The organism is Salegentibacter sp. 24, from assembly GCF_004362395.1.
GTDB lineage: Bacteria > Bacteroidota > Bacteroidia > Flavobacteriales > Flavobacteriaceae > Salegentibacter.
The window spans coordinates 18,814-37,174 of sequence record NZ_SNWE01000006.1 but is presented as its reverse complement, the minus strand read 5'-3'; the positions used below and the strand labels follow the sequence as shown (position 1 = coordinate 37,174).

15 protein-coding genes and 1 pseudogene are annotated in these 18,361 nt (G+C 36.1%); 3 read left to right on the top strand and 13 right to left on the bottom strand.

Annotated features, from left to right (window positions below; all coding sequences use genetic code 11):
* The first annotated feature begins 52 nt into the window (after window positions 1–52).
* From DET49_RS05545 to DET49_RS05535, 3 genes are all read left to right on the top strand, one after another.
* Window positions 53–1,213, top strand: a complete 1,161-nt coding sequence (locus tag DET49_RS05545) for a hypothetical protein (RefSeq protein ID WP_133547109.1) — start codon at window positions 53–55, stop codon at window positions 1,211–1,213.
* A gap of 91 nt (window positions 1,214–1,304) precedes the next feature.
* Window positions 1,305–2,045 (top strand): NYN domain-containing protein, encoded by a 741-nt coding sequence (locus DET49_RS05540; RefSeq protein WP_133547108.1) that lies wholly within the window; start codon window positions 1,305–1,307, stop codon window positions 2,043–2,045.
* An 81-nt stretch (window positions 2,046–2,126) separates the two neighbouring features.
* A complete protein-coding gene (locus DET49_RS05535) occupies window positions 2,127–2,525 on the top strand; it encodes a GlcG/HbpS family heme-binding protein (protein ID WP_133547107.1) in 399 nt (132 codons plus the stop codon).
* Between the two features lie 59 nt (window positions 2,526–2,584).
* Here the strand turns inward: DET49_RS05535 and hisIE are convergent.
* The 13 genes and pseudogenes from hisIE to DET49_RS05470 form a co-directional block, all read right to left on the bottom strand.
* Window positions 2,585–3,205 (bottom strand): annotated as a pseudogene (gene hisIE, locus DET49_RS05530) (bifunctional phosphoribosyl-AMP cyclohydrolase/phosphoribosyl-ATP diphosphatase HisIE); the annotation flags it as partial.
* 40 nt (window positions 3,206–3,245) lie between these two features.
* On the bottom strand, window positions 3,246–4,001 hold the full coding sequence (gene hisF, locus DET49_RS05525) for an imidazole glycerol phosphate synthase subunit HisF (protein WP_133547105.1): 756 nt from the start codon (window positions 3,999–4,001) through the stop codon (window positions 3,246–3,248).
* A 30-nt stretch (window positions 4,002–4,031) separates the two neighbouring features.
* Complete coding sequence (hisA, locus tag DET49_RS05520; protein ID WP_133547104.1) at window positions 4,032–4,772, bottom strand: 1-(5-phosphoribosyl)-5-[(5-phosphoribosylamino)methylideneamino]imidazole-4-carboxamide isomerase; 741 nt, start codon at window positions 4,770–4,772, stop codon at window positions 4,032–4,034.
* A gap of 43 nt (window positions 4,773–4,815) precedes the next feature.
* Window positions 4,816–5,397, bottom strand: coding sequence for an imidazole glycerol phosphate synthase subunit HisH (gene hisH, locus DET49_RS05515; RefSeq protein ID WP_133547103.1), 582 nt, complete (start codon window positions 5,395–5,397; stop codon window positions 4,816–4,818).
* 46 nt (window positions 5,398–5,443) lie between these two features.
* Window positions 5,444–6,586, bottom strand: a complete 1,143-nt coding sequence (gene hisB / locus DET49_RS05510) for a bifunctional histidinol-phosphatase/imidazoleglycerol-phosphate dehydratase HisB (RefSeq protein ID WP_133547102.1) — start codon at window positions 6,584–6,586, stop codon at window positions 5,444–5,446.
* 40 nt (window positions 6,587–6,626) lie between these two features.
* A complete protein-coding gene (gene hisC / locus DET49_RS05505; RefSeq protein WP_133547101.1) occupies window positions 6,627–7,670 on the bottom strand; it encodes a histidinol-phosphate transaminase in 1,044 nt (347 codons plus the stop codon).
* Between the two features lie 141 nt (window positions 7,671–7,811).
* Window positions 7,812–9,101, bottom strand: coding sequence for a histidinol dehydrogenase (gene hisD / locus DET49_RS05500; RefSeq protein WP_133547100.1), 1,290 nt, complete (start codon window positions 9,099–9,101; stop codon window positions 7,812–7,814).
* A gap of 1 nt (window position 9,102) precedes the next feature.
* Entirely contained in the window at window positions 9,103–9,966 is an 864-nt protein-coding gene (hisG, locus tag DET49_RS05495; protein WP_133547099.1) for an ATP phosphoribosyltransferase, read from the bottom strand.
* Between the two features lie 293 nt (window positions 9,967–10,259).
* Window positions 10,260–11,558, bottom strand: a complete 1,299-nt coding sequence (locus DET49_RS05490) for a serine hydrolase domain-containing protein (RefSeq protein ID WP_133547098.1) — start codon at window positions 11,556–11,558, stop codon at window positions 10,260–10,262.
* A 7-nt stretch (window positions 11,559–11,565) separates the two neighbouring features.
* Window positions 11,566–12,384: a prohibitin family protein gene (locus DET49_RS05485; protein WP_133547097.1), complete on the bottom strand. Its 819-nt coding sequence runs from the start codon at window positions 12,382–12,384 to the stop codon at window positions 11,566–11,568.
* A 14-nt stretch (window positions 12,385–12,398) separates the two neighbouring features.
* Window positions 12,399–14,429, bottom strand: coding sequence for a vWA domain-containing protein (locus DET49_RS05480; protein WP_133547096.1), 2,031 nt, complete (start codon window positions 14,427–14,429; stop codon window positions 12,399–12,401).
* Between the two features lie 63 nt (window positions 14,430–14,492).
* Window positions 14,493–15,239, bottom strand: a complete 747-nt coding sequence (fabG, locus tag DET49_RS05475; RefSeq protein WP_133547095.1) for a 3-oxoacyl-[acyl-carrier-protein] reductase — start codon at window positions 15,237–15,239, stop codon at window positions 14,493–14,495.
* A gap of 102 nt (window positions 15,240–15,341) precedes the next feature.
* Complete coding sequence (locus DET49_RS05470; RefSeq protein WP_133547094.1) at window positions 15,342–18,314, bottom strand: M16 family metallopeptidase; 2,973 nt, start codon at window positions 18,312–18,314, stop codon at window positions 15,342–15,344.
* Window positions 18,315–18,361 lie beyond the last annotated feature (47 nt).

The following is an 18,361-nucleotide window of genomic DNA, read 5'->3' as shown; positions in this document are numbered from 1 at the left end:
CTGAAATCAACTTATATTCCATAGTACGTTAACCAAAAAATGAAATGATATTATGAGTATAATAAATGAAAAGGATTTGGAAAAACTAATGAACATTCAGGAGAGAACTTGCGTTTCAATATTTATACCTACACAGCGCGGAGGAAAAGATGTTTTAGAGGGAAAGAATAAAACCCACCTCAAATCTCTATGGAAAGATGTGAGAAACCAACTTAATGAAAAAGGACTAGATGAAAATATAATATCCGAAATAGGTAAACCTATTGAAACTTTAATTAATGATAAATCATTCTGGCGCAACCAAAGTGATGGTCTTGCGATATTTTCTGCAAAGGGATTTTTTGAAAAATATACGCTTCCGGTAAATTTTGAAGCGCATACGTATATATCGGAAGAATTTTACATAAAACCGATGGTGCCTATGTTTAACCAAGACAGCCGATTCTATTTACTAGCGCTTCAACTGGAAGATGTGGTGTTATATGAAGCTACTAAATACAGTATTGGCAAAGTGGATATAGACGATCTCACCCCTTCACGACTTGAGGAGCGGGTAGGTTTTGATTATAAACAAAAGCATCTGGATTTTAGAACACAAGGTGCAGGTGGTGAAAAAGCAATTTTTCACGGCCATGGGAGTGGCGGAGAAGAAGAAAGAAAGGAAGAAATCTTAAAATATTTTAGAGCAATAGATAAAGGTTTAGATACTATTTTAAACAAAGAGAAAGTTCCCCTTGTCATTGCAACTCAGGATTATCTTTTTCCAATTTATAAAGACATAAATACTTACAATTATTTGTTTGAAGATGTTGTACCGGGTAATCCATCAGAAACAGATATGTTTGGATTGCATGAAAAAGCGTTACAAACTTTAGAACCTTATTTGCAAAAAACAATGCGAAATAAAATGAAAAAGTTTGAGGAACTGAACAATACTGAAAATACCGGGACTTCTGTAACCGATATTTTACCGGCCATACAACAAGGTAAAGTTGAAACCTTATTTCTTGAAAACCGAAGTGAAATTTGGGGTAATTACAATAAAGATAATATGAATGTCACCATAGATGATGCTCATAAAACCGGAAATTATTCTCTGATGAACTGGGCCGCAAAAGAAGTTCTCCGACAGGGAGGAGAGGTATTTCTAATCCCGAAAGCACAAATGCCTGAAAAGCAATCAAAAATGAATGCACTATACAGGTTTAACTAATAATTCCATTTATTATTAAAATAGGGAAAAGGACGGCTTATAGCCGTCTTTTTTATGCAAAAAAAGTATCTTTACTAAAACTTAAAAACTTATGGATACAAACCTTGCGGTATTAATTGATGGAGATAATATTCCATCTGCCTATATAAAAGAAATGATGGAAGAAATTGCCAAATATGGAAATCCTACCATTAAACGAATTTATGGAGACTGGACAAAACCTCATTTAGTTAAATGGAAAAATGTTTTGCTGGAAAATGCCATAAATCCAATTCAGCAATATGGTTACACCCAGGGAAAAAATGCCACGGATTCTGCTATGATCATCGATGCGATGGATATTTTATATTCAGACAAAGTAGATGGTTTTTGTCTGGTATCCAGTGATAGTGATTTCACAAGACTGGCGACCAGACTTCGCGAAGCCGGAAAAAATGTAATTGGAATCGGGGAGAAGAAAACTCCAGAACCTTTTATTGTAGCCTGCGACCGATTTATCTATATTGAAATCTTGAAAAATTCTGATAAGGACAGTGATCCAAGTGCGGAAAAAGGTGGTAAAAGTAACAAAAAGAAAAACGTTGATAAAATTACCCCAAAGGTCGTTCGACTTATTTCCCAAACTATTTCAGATGTCGCAGATGAAGATGGATGGGCATTCCTAGGGGATGTTGGTAGCTTGCTTCAGAAAAAACAACCTAATTTTGATTCCCGTAATTATGGGTTTCAAAAATTAACTCCCATGATTCATTCTATTGATAAATTTGAAATTGAATCTCGCACCAATCAAAACAGCAAATTCAAATTAATTTACGTTAGAAACAAGGATTAAACTTTAGTTATATTCCTCTTAAAATCATTGTGTTGATTATAATATGCCATAATTTAGGTTTAATTAAAAAAACTGTAAATCATGAATATTACCTTATCACAGGCACAAAAAATTATTTCTGCCGCGGAAAAGAAATCGAAAGAACTGGATGTGAAAATGAACATTGCGGTAATAGACTCTGGAGCAAATCTTATGGCCTTTGCCAGGATGGATGGCGCTTGGTTGGGATCGGTAGATATTGCCATTAAAAAGGCAAAAACTGCTAGATATTTTGATATGAATACCGGAGAAATAGGAAAATTAGCTCAACCCGGAGGACCACTTTATAATATTGAACATTCTAACGACGGACTTATAACATTTCCCGGCGGAATCCCTTTAAAGAATAAAGATGGTGAAATTATAGGCGCAGTTGGAATTTCTGGCAGTAGCGTAGATAACGACCATGCCGTGGCAAGTTTTGCGGCCGAAAATATTTAGCTCTTATTAAAAAAATCCAAAAAAATCCGACCCTTATGTTTTTATACCGGTCGGATTTTTTAATGTCTTTTTTCCAGGACCCTGCTAATATCTTTTAAAGAATATCCTTTAGCTTTTAGTAAAATAAGATAATGAAAAAGCAAATCTGCACTTTCATTTAGAAACAATTCCGCATTATCATCCTTAGCTTCAATAACCGTTTCTACGGCCTCCTCTCCTACTTTCTGGGCTATTTTATTGATCCCTGAATCAAAAAGTGAAACAACATAACTGTTTTTATCTTCACGTAGTTCAGGCTCAACCTCACTCATTCGCTTCCTTTTCGCTATAATGCCTTCCAGTTTTGAAAGAAATCCGAAAGTAGGTTCGTTTTCTTCGCCCCAGCAGGTATCGGTTCCTTTATGACAGGTTGGACCTTCTGGATGAACCGAAATTAACAACGCATCATTATCACAATCATTTTTGATATTAACCAAATGCAAATAATTACCACTTTCCTCACCTTTGGTCCACAAGCGGTTTTTAGACCTGCTGAAAAATGTTACTTTTTTAGTATCATTGGTTTTCAAAAATGCCTCCTCATTCATATATCCCAACATCAACACATTTTTAGTGGAAACATCCTGAATAATCACGGGGACCAAGCCGTCTTTATTTTTGTTAAAATCTATATTCATATTTTTTCTCTTCTCTTTATTTTAATTCTATTCTTGTTTCAGTTTAAAGCCTAACCTCTACTCCATTTCGACGAAGCTCTTCTTTTAAATCCTTAATCTCAATTTCTTTAAAATGAAATACGCTTGCTGCCAGGGCGGCATCTGCTTTGCCTTTTATAAAGGTATCAGTAAAATGCTGCATATTGCCCGCTCCCCCAGATGCTATGATAGGAATATTCAATTTAGAAGATAATACTGCCAGGGCTTCATTTGCAAAACCGGCCTTTGTTCCGTCATTATTCATGGAGGTAAACAAGATCTCTCCTGCTCCGCGTTCTTGTACTTCCTTAGCCCATTCAAATAAATTTAGTTCAGTTGGTACTTTGCCACCAACCAAATGCACCATCCATTGACCCTTTATCTGCTTGGCGTCGATGGCCACGGTAATGCACTGACTACCAAACTTTGCTGCGAGTTCATTGATTAATTCTGGCCTTTTCACCGCCGATGAATTTATCGAAACCTTATCTGCACCATTTTTCAGTAGAATATCCACGTCTTCCACCGAGGAGATCCCGCCACCAACGGTAAAAGGAATATTTACTTTTTCAGCCACTCTTCGCACTAAATTCGCGAGTGTTTTTCGTTTTTCTTCCGTGGCAGAAATATCAAGAAAAACAAGTTCATCTGCACCGGACCTGGCGTAGATCTCAGCAAGTTCCACAGGGTCACCGGCATCACGCAAATCGATAAAATTCACGCCCTTGACAGTTCTTCCGTCTTTGATATCCAGGCAGGGTATAATTCGTTTTGTAAGCATCTTTTCAGGATTGAAAAGAAGAAAGCAATACTAACTTCTTTCTATTATATAATTTTCTAGTTCTTTTAATTGTATTCGGCCTTCATAAATCGCTTTCCCAATTATAGTTCCTTCACATCCAAGCTCAGCCAGTTTAGGTAATTCTCCAAATTCTGAAATTCCTCCAGAAGCGATTAGATTCATTTTTTTCTCATCTGAAGCTGTTTTCGATAAAATTCTTTGATAAAGTTCAAAGGAGGGACCCTGGAGCATACCATCTTTAGAAATATCGGTACAAATCACAAATTTGATACCTTCCTGCTGATATTCCTGGATAAAAGGAATTAATTCTTTGGAGGATTCTTCCTGCCAGCCGCTCACAGCGATCATCTCCTTATTAGCATCAGCACCCAGAATTATTTTTTCCGGGCCGAATTTTTGAATCCATCCTATAAAAATTTCAGGATCCTTTACAGCTATACTGCCGCCGGTAACCTGGTGTGCACCGCACTCAAAAGCTATCTCTAGATCTTTATCAGTTTTAAGTCCTCCACCAAAATCTATTTTTAAACTGGTTTTTGAAGCGATCTCTTCCAGTATTTTATGGTTGACGATATGTTTTGATTTTGCCCCATCTAAATCTACTAAATGTAAATACTGAATTCCATGCGCTTCAAAATTTTTAGCTACTTCCAGAGGATGCTCATTATATATTTTTTTGGTATTATAATCGCCTTTTGAAAGACGAACACATTTACCTTCAATTATGTCTATAGCTGGAATTATTCTCATTTCTTTATTTTAGTTAGTCTATTGATCGATAGCTTGTATGAACTTAAACCTTCAGAAAGTTTTCAAGAATTTTTTCTCCTGCGTCACTGCTTTTTTCAGGATGAAACTGAAGACCATAGAAATTATCTTTCTGAATACCGGAAGTATATTCTACTCCATATTCGGTAGAAGCGATAGTTTCTTCACATTCCTTTACATAATAACTATGCACCAGGTATACGAACTCCCCTTCTGATATTCCTTTAAATAAATCTGATTTTAAATCGTGAATACGGTTCCAACCAATTTGTGGAACTTTAAGTTGATTACTGAATTTCACCACCCTAGCGTGAAAAATACCAAGTCCTTCAGTATCACCTTCTTCGCAATATGTACACATTAATTGCATTCCAAGGCAAATTCCTAATACCGGCTGTTCTAAAGCCGGAATCACCTTATCCAAACCAGCTGACTTAAGCATTCTCATCGCACTGCTTGCCTCTCCTACCCCGGGAAAAATAACTTTGTTGGCCGATTTTATCTCATCCGCATCTCGGCTTAAAATTGCAGTATATCCCAGGCGCTCGATTGCGAATTTTATACTCTGGATGTTTCCTGCACCGTAATCAATTATAACTATTTTCAATTTATATAGTGTTGTAAGTCAGAAGTATATTCTTCTAACTTCAGATTTATAACATGCCTTTTGTAGAAGGCAGAATCATTTTCTCAGTGTCCCGCTTTACTGCCATTTTAATAGCTTTAGCAAAGGCCTTAAAGATCGCTTCGATCTTGTGATGTTCATTCTGGCCTTCGGCTTTTACATTTAGGTTAGCCTTTGCACCATCGGTAAAAGATTTGAAGAAATGATAGAACATCTCTGTAGGCATTTTACCTACCATTTCACGATTAAATTCAGTTTCCCAAACAATCCAGTTTCTGCCTCCAAAATCAATAGCCACCTGTGACAGGCAGTCATCCATCGGAAGACAAAAACCGTAACGTTCTATTCCCAGTTTGTTTCCTAAAGCTTTACTAAATACTTCCCCCAGGGCAATTGCTGTGTCTTCTATGGTATGGTGTTCATCTACTTCCAAATCCCCACTAACGCTCACGGTAAGATCCATTTGGCCATGACGGGCGATTTGATCAAGCATATGATCAAAAAATGCAATTCCCGTACTTATTTCAGATCTACCGGTACCATCTAGATTCAACCAGATATAAATATCGGTTTCATTGGTTTTCCTTGAAATTTCAGACGTTCTGTCATTTAACTTTAGGAATTCATAAATCTTTTTCCAGCTACCTGTTTTTAGAACAATGGTTTCTTCAAGCTCTATTGGATCGTTCTTGACTTCATCAGTAGCTAAATCCTCATGAGTATCGATAAATATCCCCTTACCACCAAAATTATATGCAAATTCAATATCTGTAAGACGGTCACCGATCATAAAGGATTGTTTTAGATCATATTCCTTTTCATTGTTCAGATATTTTTTCTCTAATAACCCGGTGTTAGGCTTTCGGGTTTGGGAATTTTCCTTTGCAAAAGTACGATCCATCAAAATTTCATTAAATACGACCCCTTCATTTTTAAAAGTTTGTAATATAAAATTTTGAATAGGCCAGAATTTTTCTTCAGGATATGACTCGGTGCCCAATCCATCCTGATTGGTGACCATAACGAGTTCATAATCCAGTTCAGTTGCAATTTTCTTAAGATAGAACAATGCCCCCGGATAGAATTCCAACTTTTCAATGCTATCTACCTGATAATCTTCGGGCTCATGGATTAATGTTCCATCACGATCTATAAATAAAACTTTTTTCATAATTCATTCTTACTCAATTCCGCGTATGCGAAAATCCTTATTATATACTTTTTAAAGCCTCTATTAATTTCTGATTCTCCTGAGCAGTACCAACTGTAAGGCGCAATGTATTTTCGCACCTGGGTTGACTAGTTCTATTTCTGATTACTATCCCTTTTTGAAGTAACTGCTGGTATCTTTTATTAGCATCATCCACTTTTACCAGGATAAAATTAGCATCTGAAGGATATATATATGTAATAAATTTCACTTTAATTAAAGCCTTTTTTAAATGCTTCCTCTCCTTTAGTAATTCAGCGACTTCCGAATTTACATTTTCGATATCCAGTACACGATTAAGTGCCCTGACCTGGGTTAATTCGTTCACGTTGTAAGGGGGCTTTATTTTGTTTAGAATCTCTATTATCCCAGAGGAGGCATAACAAATCCCCAGCCTAATTCCAGCCATTCCGAAGGCTTTCGAGAGCGTTTGAGTTATTACAAGATTAGGAAATTCCCCTAACCTTTTTAACCAACTTTCCTTTGCGGAAAAATCGATATATGCTTCATCAATAATTACCAGTCCCTTGAAATTCAAAAGAATTTCTATCACACTATTTTCTGAAAAAGAATTCCCTGTCGGGTTATTTGGAGAACACAGGAAAATGATCTTTGAGTCCTGATCCACCGAATTTAAAATTTCTTGGACATTAGGTTCAAAATCTGAATTCAGTAAGATTTCTCTGTTTTCTATATTGTTAATATTGGCCAGTACTTTATACATCCCATAAGTTGGCGGTAAGGTGATAATATTATCCTTTCCAGGTTCACAAAATGCTCTAAACAATAAGTCCAGAACTTCATCACTACCGTTGCCAAGTAAAATATTTTTGGCCGGAACATTTTTTAGCTTTGCTAATTCAATCTTGAGGTTGCGCTGCTGTGGATCGGGATATCGGTTAACATCAGTTTGAAATGGATTCTCATTTGCATCAAGAAAAACCATTTCAGAACCCGTAGCCTGATATTCATCCCTGGCCGATGAATAAGGTTTTAAACCAGCTATATTAAGCCGAATAAGTTTTTTAATATTGAAATCTTTCATTCTTCTATAAAGGCTACCTGAATCTTATTTTTTCTTCTCATAAATCTGTTTTCCGGTTCGTGCTTTGGAAGGCAATACCTCTTAAAACTGTCATTAAACCGAGCTTGAGAACTAAAAGTAATGTCCAAATAGGCACTTTGTTTATTTGGTTTTTAATTCCTTTAAACGTAAACTCACAGCATTTTTGTGAGCGTGTAATCCTTCTGCTTCTGCCATAAATTCAATAGCCGGACCTATTTCCCGTATTCCATTTTCTGATATTTTTTGAAAGGTCATACTCTTCATAAAACTATCCAGATTCACTCCACTATATTGTTTGGCATAGCCATTTGTCGGTAGCGTATGATTGGTTCCGGAAGCATAGTCTCCAGCACTTTCCGGAGTGTAGTTGCCAATAAATACTGAGCCAGCATTTTGTATACCACTGGTATAAAAATCCTCATTTTCTGCACAAATAATGAAATGTTCAGGTCCGTATTCATTAATTAATTTTAAAGCATCCTCCTGATTATCAATAAAAATTAATCTGGAATGAGCAATAGCTTTCTCAGCAATGCTTTTTCGAGGTAGGACTTTTAATTGATTTTCCAATTCAGCTTCCACGCTAGCTATGAGTTCCTTTGAATTTGATACTAAAATTACCTGACTATCAACTCCGTGCTCAGCCTGGCTTAATAGATCGGATGCAACAAAGGCGGCATTAGCTGAATCATCAGCGTAAACCAATAATTCTGATGGTCCAGCTGGCATATCTATAGCTACATTATGTCCCGTAGCCAGTTGTTTAGCGACAGTTACAAATTGATTACCGGGACCAAAGATTTTATACACTTTGGGAACATTTTCGGTACCAAAGGTCAGGGCAGCAATGGCTTGAATTCCACCAATTTTGAAAATTTTTGTGACTCCGCATAATCCCGCAGTGTATAGGATTGCCGGGTGAACATTACCTTTTACATCTGGAGGCGTACACAGCACAATTTCATCACACCCTGCTATATTTGCAGGAACGGCTAACATTAAAATAGTGGAAAACAAAGGAGCACTACCTCCTGGAATATACAAGCCAACTTTTTGGATGGCTCTTTTTTCCTGCCAGCAATTTACACCACTTGAGGTCTCTACCTCAATTTTCTCTGTTTTTTGGGCAGCATGGAATTTTTCAATATTAATTTTGGCCAGGTGAATGGCCTGCTTTAATTCATCTGAAATTTTTTCTTCAGCTGCATTTACCTCTGTCTTAGAGACTCGTATATTATCAAGACTTATACCATCAAAAAGTTCAGTGTATTTTGAAACAGCTTTGTTTCCTTTTGCTTTTACTTCAGTAAAAACCTGGTTTACCGTTTCTTTAATATCTTCTAATGTTTGGGTTGGTCTTTTTAGAATTTCTGGCCATTCTTCCGGCCTTGGATTATCAAATTTATTCATTTTAAAGTACCATTTTTTCAATTGGCGCTACCAGAATACCTTCTGCGCCATTTTGTTTTAATTCGTCTATTACTTCCCAAAATCGTTCTTCGTTAATTACGGTATGAATTGAACTCCAACCTTCTTCTGCCAGAGGTAACACGGTAGGGCTGCGCATTCCAGGTAGTAATTTAATAATGTTCTCAAGATTTTCATTTGGAGCATTTAATAAAATGTATTTTGAAGTCCTTGCGTTTAAAACGGATTTAAGTCTGAACTGTAATTTTTCCAATATTTCTTGCCGAGCCCCTGATATTTTTGGTGAAACAGCAAGTACTGCTTCACTTTTGAGCATTACTTCTACTTCTTTTAATCCGTTTTTAAATAAAGTGCTACCACTGGAAACTATATCACATATGGCATCTGCCAGACCTATATTTGGTGCAATCTCAACCGAACCGTTTATAATATGCAGTTCAGCACTAATGCCCTTTTTATCCAAAAATTCATTTACCGTATTTGGGTAAGAAGTAGCGATCTTTTTGCCATTAAGGTCACTAATTCCCGTATATTTCATTGATTTTGGTACGGCCAGTGAAACACGACATTTTGAAAAACCAAGCTTTTCACCCTGGATGATATCTTTTCCTTTTTCAATTAGCACGTTCTCACCAATAATAGCCACATCTACAACGCCATCACGTAAATACTGTGGAATATCACCATTTCTAAGATACATAACTTCCAACGGAAAATTTCGGGAGGAAGCCTTAAGTTGCTCCTTTCCGTTATCTATAGAGATTCCTGCATCTTTTAATATTTTCAGCGAATCTTCGTTTAACCGACCTGATTTTTGAATAGCAATTCTTAATTTTTCCTGACTCATTTTAAATATTTATTTTAACCTATCTGGTATTGATATTATAATTATAAAATAAAAAGACCCGTTTGAATAGCTCAAACGGGTCTTAAAATATGCTGAAAATTACAACACACCAAATTTACCTCGCCTGAGCGTAGTTGTAATGATGGTGGTGATGTAATTGAAATGTCTTCATTGTGATTACAAATCTAAATATAAATTTTTAACTGTAAAACAGGTTTTTAATTTATTATGAGTTGTTTTATTAAAATATATGATATGAAAATAATTTTCACCCCCAGGACGTAGCTACCATTTTAGTCATCAATAGCACTAAAGAGCATTTGCCTGAACTTCCACCCGGTTTCATCTCCAGAATTACCCTGTGTTTGCTTAAGCAAAATTCCTATTAATTGCTCCTTCGGATCGGCGAAATATTGCGTATTAAAATAACCTCCCCAATCGAAAGTACCTGCACTACCCTGGCCTCCAGCAACCTCACCTGATTGGCTAACTACGCCAAAGGCAAGACCATAATACTGATTAGGAAAATTAAATTTTTCACCGGTATGGTTACCTAAAATGATATCTACGGTTTTTCGACTTAATAATCTTGTACCATTATATTCTCCGCCATTGAGATACATCTGCAGAAATTTGGCATAATCCTTTGCTGTTCCAGAAAGTCCGGCGCCACCAGAGAAAAAAGTTTGGGCTCCTTTAATTGGATAATTAGTCTGGTAAAATGTATCGGGGAAATTTTCCCAATCCCCATCCTCTTTGTGCTGGACTGCCACCAATCGCTCCCAATTTACCTTGGGTTGATAAAATCTGGTGTCATCCATTTGCAATGGATTAAAAATCCTTTCCTTTAAAAAATCATCGAAGTCCTGTCCGGAAATCACTTCAACAAAATACCCTAACACATCTAAACCTAAACTATAGGTGAATTTTTCACCTGGTTCGTGATGTAATGGTAAAGTTGCTAATTTCTTTACTGTTTCTTCAATGGTTAAATCTTTGGTAGTAAACAATTCGGTTACACCGGCTTTGGCGTAAATTTTTTTAATGCGTTCATCGCTATCTATCATTCCATATCCAAGTCCTGAAGTATGGGTAAGCAATTGCCTAATAGTAATTTCATTTTTAGCAGGAATAGCATCGTAACTACTGTCTTTTTCCCTGAAAGTCACTAAAATCTCAGGATCTTTAAACTCAGGAATATATTTTGAAATAGGCTCATCTAAGCGAAATTTTCCCTCTTCCCAAAGCATCATCACTGCCGTTGCAGTAATCGCTTTTGTTTGAGAAGCAAGTCTAAAAATGGCATCTTTTTCAAGTTCTTTTCCTGAGGCATTGGCTTTACCATAGGCTTTATGTAAAATAATCTTTCCATCACGTGCTATTAAAGCTACAGCTCCGGGAATTTGCTCTTTTTCAATAGCAGATTTTAGCATGGATTCAATCTTCTGAATTCTTTCAGTAGACATTCCAACTGCTTCTGGTTTTCCTTGTTCAAGTGTTCCTGAATTATTTACAGAAGCAGTTTGTGCTAAAAGTCCAATACTTCCTAAAAAAACAAAAAGCTTTACTATGTGCAATAAAATTGATTTCATATTCAGTTTAATTTGAACCACCTAAAATCAGAGGTAATCCCCCCTCACCTGAACCTATAACAACTGTTTTTGCATTGTTGGATTTAGCCAGTTCAAGGGTTGCCTGAATTCCTTTTTCCTTTAAAATATTAGGAGTTAAAGAAGCATTTAAAATCTCATTGGCACGAGCTTTACCCTCGGCATCAATACGTTGGCGTTCGGCTTCTTGAGTGGCTTTGGTCAATCTAAACTCATACTCCAAAGATTCCTGTTCCTGGCGCAGTTTACGCTCTATAGCTTCCTTAATATTATCAGGTAGAGAAACATCCCTTACCAAAACTTCATTTACTTGAACGTATTGGTCTTCAAGCAATTTTTGGGTTTCTTCTAGAATTTCATTCTGAATGGCTTCCCGCTTACTTGCATATAATTGCTCCGGATCATACCTTCCAACCACCGCTCTTGCAGCAGACCTCACAGCCGGTTGCAGTAATCGTTGAATATATTCCTCTCCTTTCTCACGGTGGAGTTTTCCAAGATCTTTGTAAGAAGGCTGGAACCAAGTCGATGCATCAAGTTTAATCTCAAGTCCGTTAGAACTTAATACCTGCATTTTTTCTTCTAAAGATTGTTGTCTTACTTCATATACAAAAACCTTGTTCCAGGGCGCTACAATATGAAAACCTTCATTGAGAGGAGGTTCATCGGTAACTACACCGCCCGAAAATGTTTTGTAGAGCACACCGGCTTTACCAGAATCAATGGTAACGGTAGACTTAGCGATAAAAATTATTAAAAGCACGATTCCTATGACGATAGGAATTCCAAATTTGGGTAATCTTTCCATCTATATAATTATATTTAAATTAATCCTTTGTATTTTCTGAAAAACCATTCTGCGGAGAGGATAATAATAAGCAGAAAGAGTAGATAGTACCAATCTATCAAAGGTACTGTTTTTTCATGGCTTTTTTGAACTGGTTTGTATTTATCATTATTTAAAAGTGTATGAACAAGATTCGTAACCTGGCCATTATAATAAGCTTTGGTACCAGAATTTCTGGCTAGAGCTTCCATTGCATTTTTATTAGCCGATATAAACTGTTGCTCGATATTATGATCAATAACCTCAAAACTTCCAGAGCGAGAGATTTGGGAAGCTTTTTCCGTAATCTTAAAGTTATAAGTGGCCGGAGTTAAATTTCCCAGGTTTACCATATAGCCATTATTCTTCAATATTAGTTGTGATTCCATGGTCTTGTCTGTATTTTCCACCGTAATATTTAGATCTGCATTTGGATCAAACTGATAATTTTGATCAAAAAAATTAGCGGAGATCTCAACTGGTTCATTTTCGTAATAGAAGGAATTATAATCTACCGTTAAGCGCTCCCTTTGATTTGCAGAGACCAGGTTTTGGACGAGCTTTCCTATAAAATTATCGAATTTTTCAAAGGTTTCATTCTCTAAATAAGTGGTGGAACGCCACCTCCAAATATTTTCGCCAAAAATAAATCCTTTTTTATTCCCTGCGCTACCTTGCACCGCAACTAAAGGTTGGATAGTTTCTACGTTTTCAATTTTCTGAAAGTAGATACTTTCAAGATTATTGCTAAGGACCTTAATTTTGCCAAATTTATCTTCTAGGGGAGGAAACCGGGAAAAACCAACCTTCTCAAATTGAAATTGTTTAAAGTTAAGGTTTTGACGTGCGAAAATTTCCTGGCTTTGATTAACGAAATCTTTATTAACGAAATCCTGGATTCCATTAACAAAATTCCAATCGGTTTTAGTTCCGGTAACCAGCAGATAATTTTGATTGTTATCTTTTAATTCATCAAAAACATGAGCAAATCCCGAAGTTGGTTGGTATACTATTACCAATTGATAATCTTTTAAATCAGATAAGTCATCCGTAAGATATTTTATATCAAGTTGCCTTTGTTTATTACTTTCTATCGACTTCTTAAAAGTTCCAAGGTCAGGATGGGGGATTGAGCTTATCAATAAGATCTTACTGCGTTCATCAATTACTTCTACCGCAAACTTTTTAGTATTATTTTCTATATTTTTCTCAATAGCTAAGGGAATAATTTCAGCCTCATATGAAAGAACGCCGAGCCTGGAGGCCGGAAGTTCAGCTCGAATGACCGCAGAATTTATTTCAGAACTAAGTGTAAGTTGTTCAGAAAAAATTATACTTTTTCCCGATTTAATTACAAACGTTGATTTCACCTCTTTTTCCCCTGAATAGGAAACAAAGGTTTCCACGGGAAAACGGTTATTTAAAAATGCATAGGTATTTACATTTAATTGTGATATTTCTACATCTGAATATTGAGTAGTATCCCCAATTACAAGAGGATAAATTTCCTGATTACTTCTGGGCATAAAATAGCGAAAATCCCTACCGGTGCTTTGGTTGCCATCAGAAATAAGAATTACTGCAGTCTGTTTTTTTCTTGATATTTTTTCCACTGACTCCAGGGCAGCAAAAATATTTGTCTGGGGAGCTTCAAATTTTGGATGGTTTGAATTTAAAAGGCCATTCCCGAAATTATATTGAACCAAATCAAATCGCTCGTGAAGATCTTTATTGGATTTCAAATCTTTTAATAGCTTCCTAACGGTATCCTGCTGTTGTAAATGGGAAATAGACTCCGAATCATCGACTGCCAGTATTAAATTGGTTTTTTCTAGCTCGTAAGTTGTTGATGTTATTTTTGGATTGATTAGTAATAAAAGCAGTATAAATACGGAAAGAAACCGTAATGCAAAAAACACATACGTTTCCCTATTTTTAATGTGCTTTTTAAAAAGGTATTGAAAAAAAGCGAACCCCAGCGCGATTACAATGGCTAGGGTTATAAGTATGGTGTTGGTTAGATTCATGTATGGAAAATAGAAATAAAAGTAATTATCTTTTAACCAATAACTAATTACCTCTTTACTTTATTAGGTGTGCATGCCACCATCCACGTGCAATACCTGTCCCGTGATGTAAGAGCTGAGATCACTTCCAAGAAAAACACAGGCATTTGCAATATCTTCTGGAGCACCGCCACGTTTTAAAGGTATTGCCTGTCTCCAACCCTCTACCACTTTTCCATCGAGCTTCTCGGTCATTTCGGTTTCAATAAACCCTGGAGCGATTACATTTGTTCTAATATTTCGAGAACCAAGTTCCTGCGCCATTGATTTGGAAAATCCGATAATTCCTGCCTTCGAAGCTGCATAATTAGCCTGTCCGGCGTTACCAGTCACACCAACTACCGAACTCATATTAATAATACTGCCTTTTCGCTGCTTCAACATAGTACGCTGTACTGCTTTAGTCATATTAAAGATAGATTTCAGGTTTACTTCAATGACCTTATCAAAATCTTCTTCACTCATTCGCATTAATAAGTTATCCTTAGTAATGCCAGCGTTATTTATTAAAATATCAATTCTTCCAAAATCTTCTGATACATCTTTCACCAATTGATCCGCTTCGGCATAGCTTGCAGCGTTAGATTTATAGGCTTTAGCTTTTATTCCTAATTTACGCAATTCATCAGCTAGGTCGTTTGCAGATTCAGCAGAAGAATTATAGGTAAAAGCAACGTTTGCTCCGTGCCGAGCAAAGACTTTTGCTATACCTTTTCCTATTCCGCGGCTTCCACCGGTTATTATAGCATTTTTTCCTTCTAATAATTTCATTTTTGGCTTATTTTTTAATATAAATCAAATATAATAATACTAAACTTAGGGGATTAAAAAACTCCTGAAATTTCAGGAGTTTTTTAATTATCAAATTGGCTATTACATTTGCACCTGAGCAGCAGGTACCTGTTTTTCATAATTGAATAAGAAATCAATATCCATCTCCTGTACTTCCCCAAGTTTAGCTAGTGCATTCATATCTACCTCATTCCTATTTCCAATTACCATAACATCATAATTTTCTCCTTTAATGTTTTCATTAAAAAAAGTCTTTAAATCAGCCAGGCTCATATCCTGAATAGTTTCGTACATTTCTTTACGCATATCTTTTTCTAAACCTCTTTTCTTCAAAGACTCATAGTTCCAGAAAATTGAAGTTTTCGTAATTCGTTCTGCAGCAATCTGTTTTAGGGCAGCTTCTTTAGCCGCTTGAAATTGCTCTTCGGCTTCCGGCATATTAGTCATTAACTCCATCATGGCTTCAACGGCCTGTGGCATTTTATTAGCCTGTGTACCTATATAAGCCATAACATAATTAGGCTTATTAACCTCCGAAGCCATTTGATAACTGGAATAAGCAGAGTATGCCAGGGATTTGGATTCTCTAATTTCCTGAAAGACTATAGAAGAAAGTCCACTACCGAAATAAGTGTTGAAAAGCGAAGTTGCCGCCATATTTTTTGGATCAAAATTTTGCCCTTTAGCCAAAAACAACATTTCACTTTGGACCATATCATAATCTACAAAATAAACATTGCCTCCGTTTTCTTTTTCAGTATAGGTTTTAGCTTCAGGGTATTCTTTTAAAACAGTAGGGACCTTATAATTCTGATCCAAAGATGTAACGGCATTTTCTAGATCTTTGCCATAATAAAAAATACGTTGCTTATAATTTCGTAAATCTTTTAGTTTTTGAACTAATTCGGCTGGATCTTTTTTCTGAAGTTCTGAAGCAGTATAGACATTTCTTAAACGTGAATCTTCACCGTATTTGCCATAATTCATTAAACCGTTAAACAGTATATTGCCCTTCTGGGTTTTACCATCCTGACGAGATTTCAGTATTTGTTTTACGTATTTCCCGTAAGCTTCTTCATTGACTGTCGCATTCTCCCAAAGATGGTTTAAGAGTTTCATTCCCTCTGGAAGATTTTCTTTTAATCCGCTTAAACCAACGTAAGTTCTGTCGGTTCCTGAACTAATAAAATAATTAATCCCAAGTTTATAGAATTCCTGTTTTACTTCCTCTGGAGAATATTTATCAGTTCCCAGATAATCAAGATAGCCTGATGCCAGGGCTAACTCCTTATCATTATCCTGACCCATATCAAAAATGAAGTAAAGATTAAAAAGATCGTTTGTCTCATTTGAAATATATGAAATGGGAAGACCGCTTTTTGTTTCAGATTCTCTTATTGCTTCCTTATAATCTATTAATTGTGGTTGCAATGCCGGAGATTCGGTTTTATTGAATTCAACTATAAAATCCGATTCTTTGTCCCTGTTTAACTGAATTGGAGTAATTCCAGGATTTTCTACTTTAGTAATATTTGGATCCTCACCTTTGCGCTTATATACCGCTACGTAATTATCTTTATAATGAGCATTAGCGAAATCTACCAATTCCTGTTTTGAGATTGTACTGAGTTCATCTAAAAATTTAAGATTTTCTTCCCAATCCTGAAAATGGATAAATGCATCTAAATGGGCATAAGCTACTGCGGAGGCATTTTCATATTGACGGATTTGTGATAATTTCAGGTCGTTTATAACCGCCTTAATAAGCCAGTCTTCAAACGCTCCGCTCTTTATTTTTTCTACCTCTGCAATCAACAGGTCTTTTACTTCTTCTAAGGACTGGTCTGCTTTAGGCATTCCATAAAGCATATGAAAACCGTAATCGTTATCAAAATTGGTAAAAGATGAAGCTCTTTGTACTTTTTGCTGCTGATTAAGGTTTAAGTCTATTAATCCTGCTTGTGAATTGGCCAGAATATAGTCAATTAAAATCACTTTCTTTTGGTCTTCACTACCTACACCTTTTGTCCTATAGGCCAGGTAAACAGATTCGGATGTTGGTCCAAATACTTCTTTTTCTACTGGAGCCGTAATAGGTTCTGCCTCGGGAAAAGAAGGGTGGATCACTTCTTTTTGCTTATAACCTCCAAAAGCATCATTTACTTTTTTAATGGTAGTATCAAAATCCAGATCTCCGGATAAAATTACCGCCATATTATTGGGTACATAATAGGTGTTGAAATAATCGTGTATGGCCTCCATAGATGGGTTTTTTAAATGCTCCGATTTCCCAATGGTGGTTTGAGTGCCATAAGGATGATTTGGATAAAGACCTTCTAATATTGCTTGATACTGCTTACGTCCATCACTATCCTGTCCTCGGTTAAATTCCTCATAAACAGCTTCTAATTCTGTATGAAATAATCTCAATACCAATTCGCTAAATCGTTCGCTTTCCACAGTTAGCCAACGATCAAGCTCATTGGAAGGAATTTTATTGACATAAACAGTTTGTTCACTGGAGGTAAAGGCATTTGTACCTTCAGAACCAAGGGAACTAACCATTTTATCATATTCGTTTGCTATAGATAATTTAGAAGCTTCCTGTGAAACAGAATCTATTTTACGATAGATATTTTTCTTTTCTTCCGGGTTGGAAGTTTTTTTGTGTTCTTCATATAGATTTGATATCTCTTTTAATAAGACCTTTTCTTTTTCCCAATCCTGGGTTCCTATTTCGCTGGTCCCTTTAAAAACCATATGCTCTAAATAATGTGCAAGTCCGGTATTATCCGCAGGGTCGTAAGTAGAACCTGCTCTCACGGCAATAAGCGTTTGAATTTTTGGTTCTTCCTCATTCTGGCTCAAATAAACCTTGAGACCATTGTCTAGTGTGTAAAGACGTAATCCTGTGGGATCGTTCTTGTAGGTCACGTAATTAAAGCCGGCCTCATCAGTGTGATTCTTGGAAGCCTTGTCATCCTTTTTATCACTATTACAAGCCGCAGCCATCATAAATAAAAAGATCAATAACGGTAAATGAAATTTCCTCATACTAAATAAAAATTGGTTAAAAACAAAAAGTTCGCTAATGTTAGACA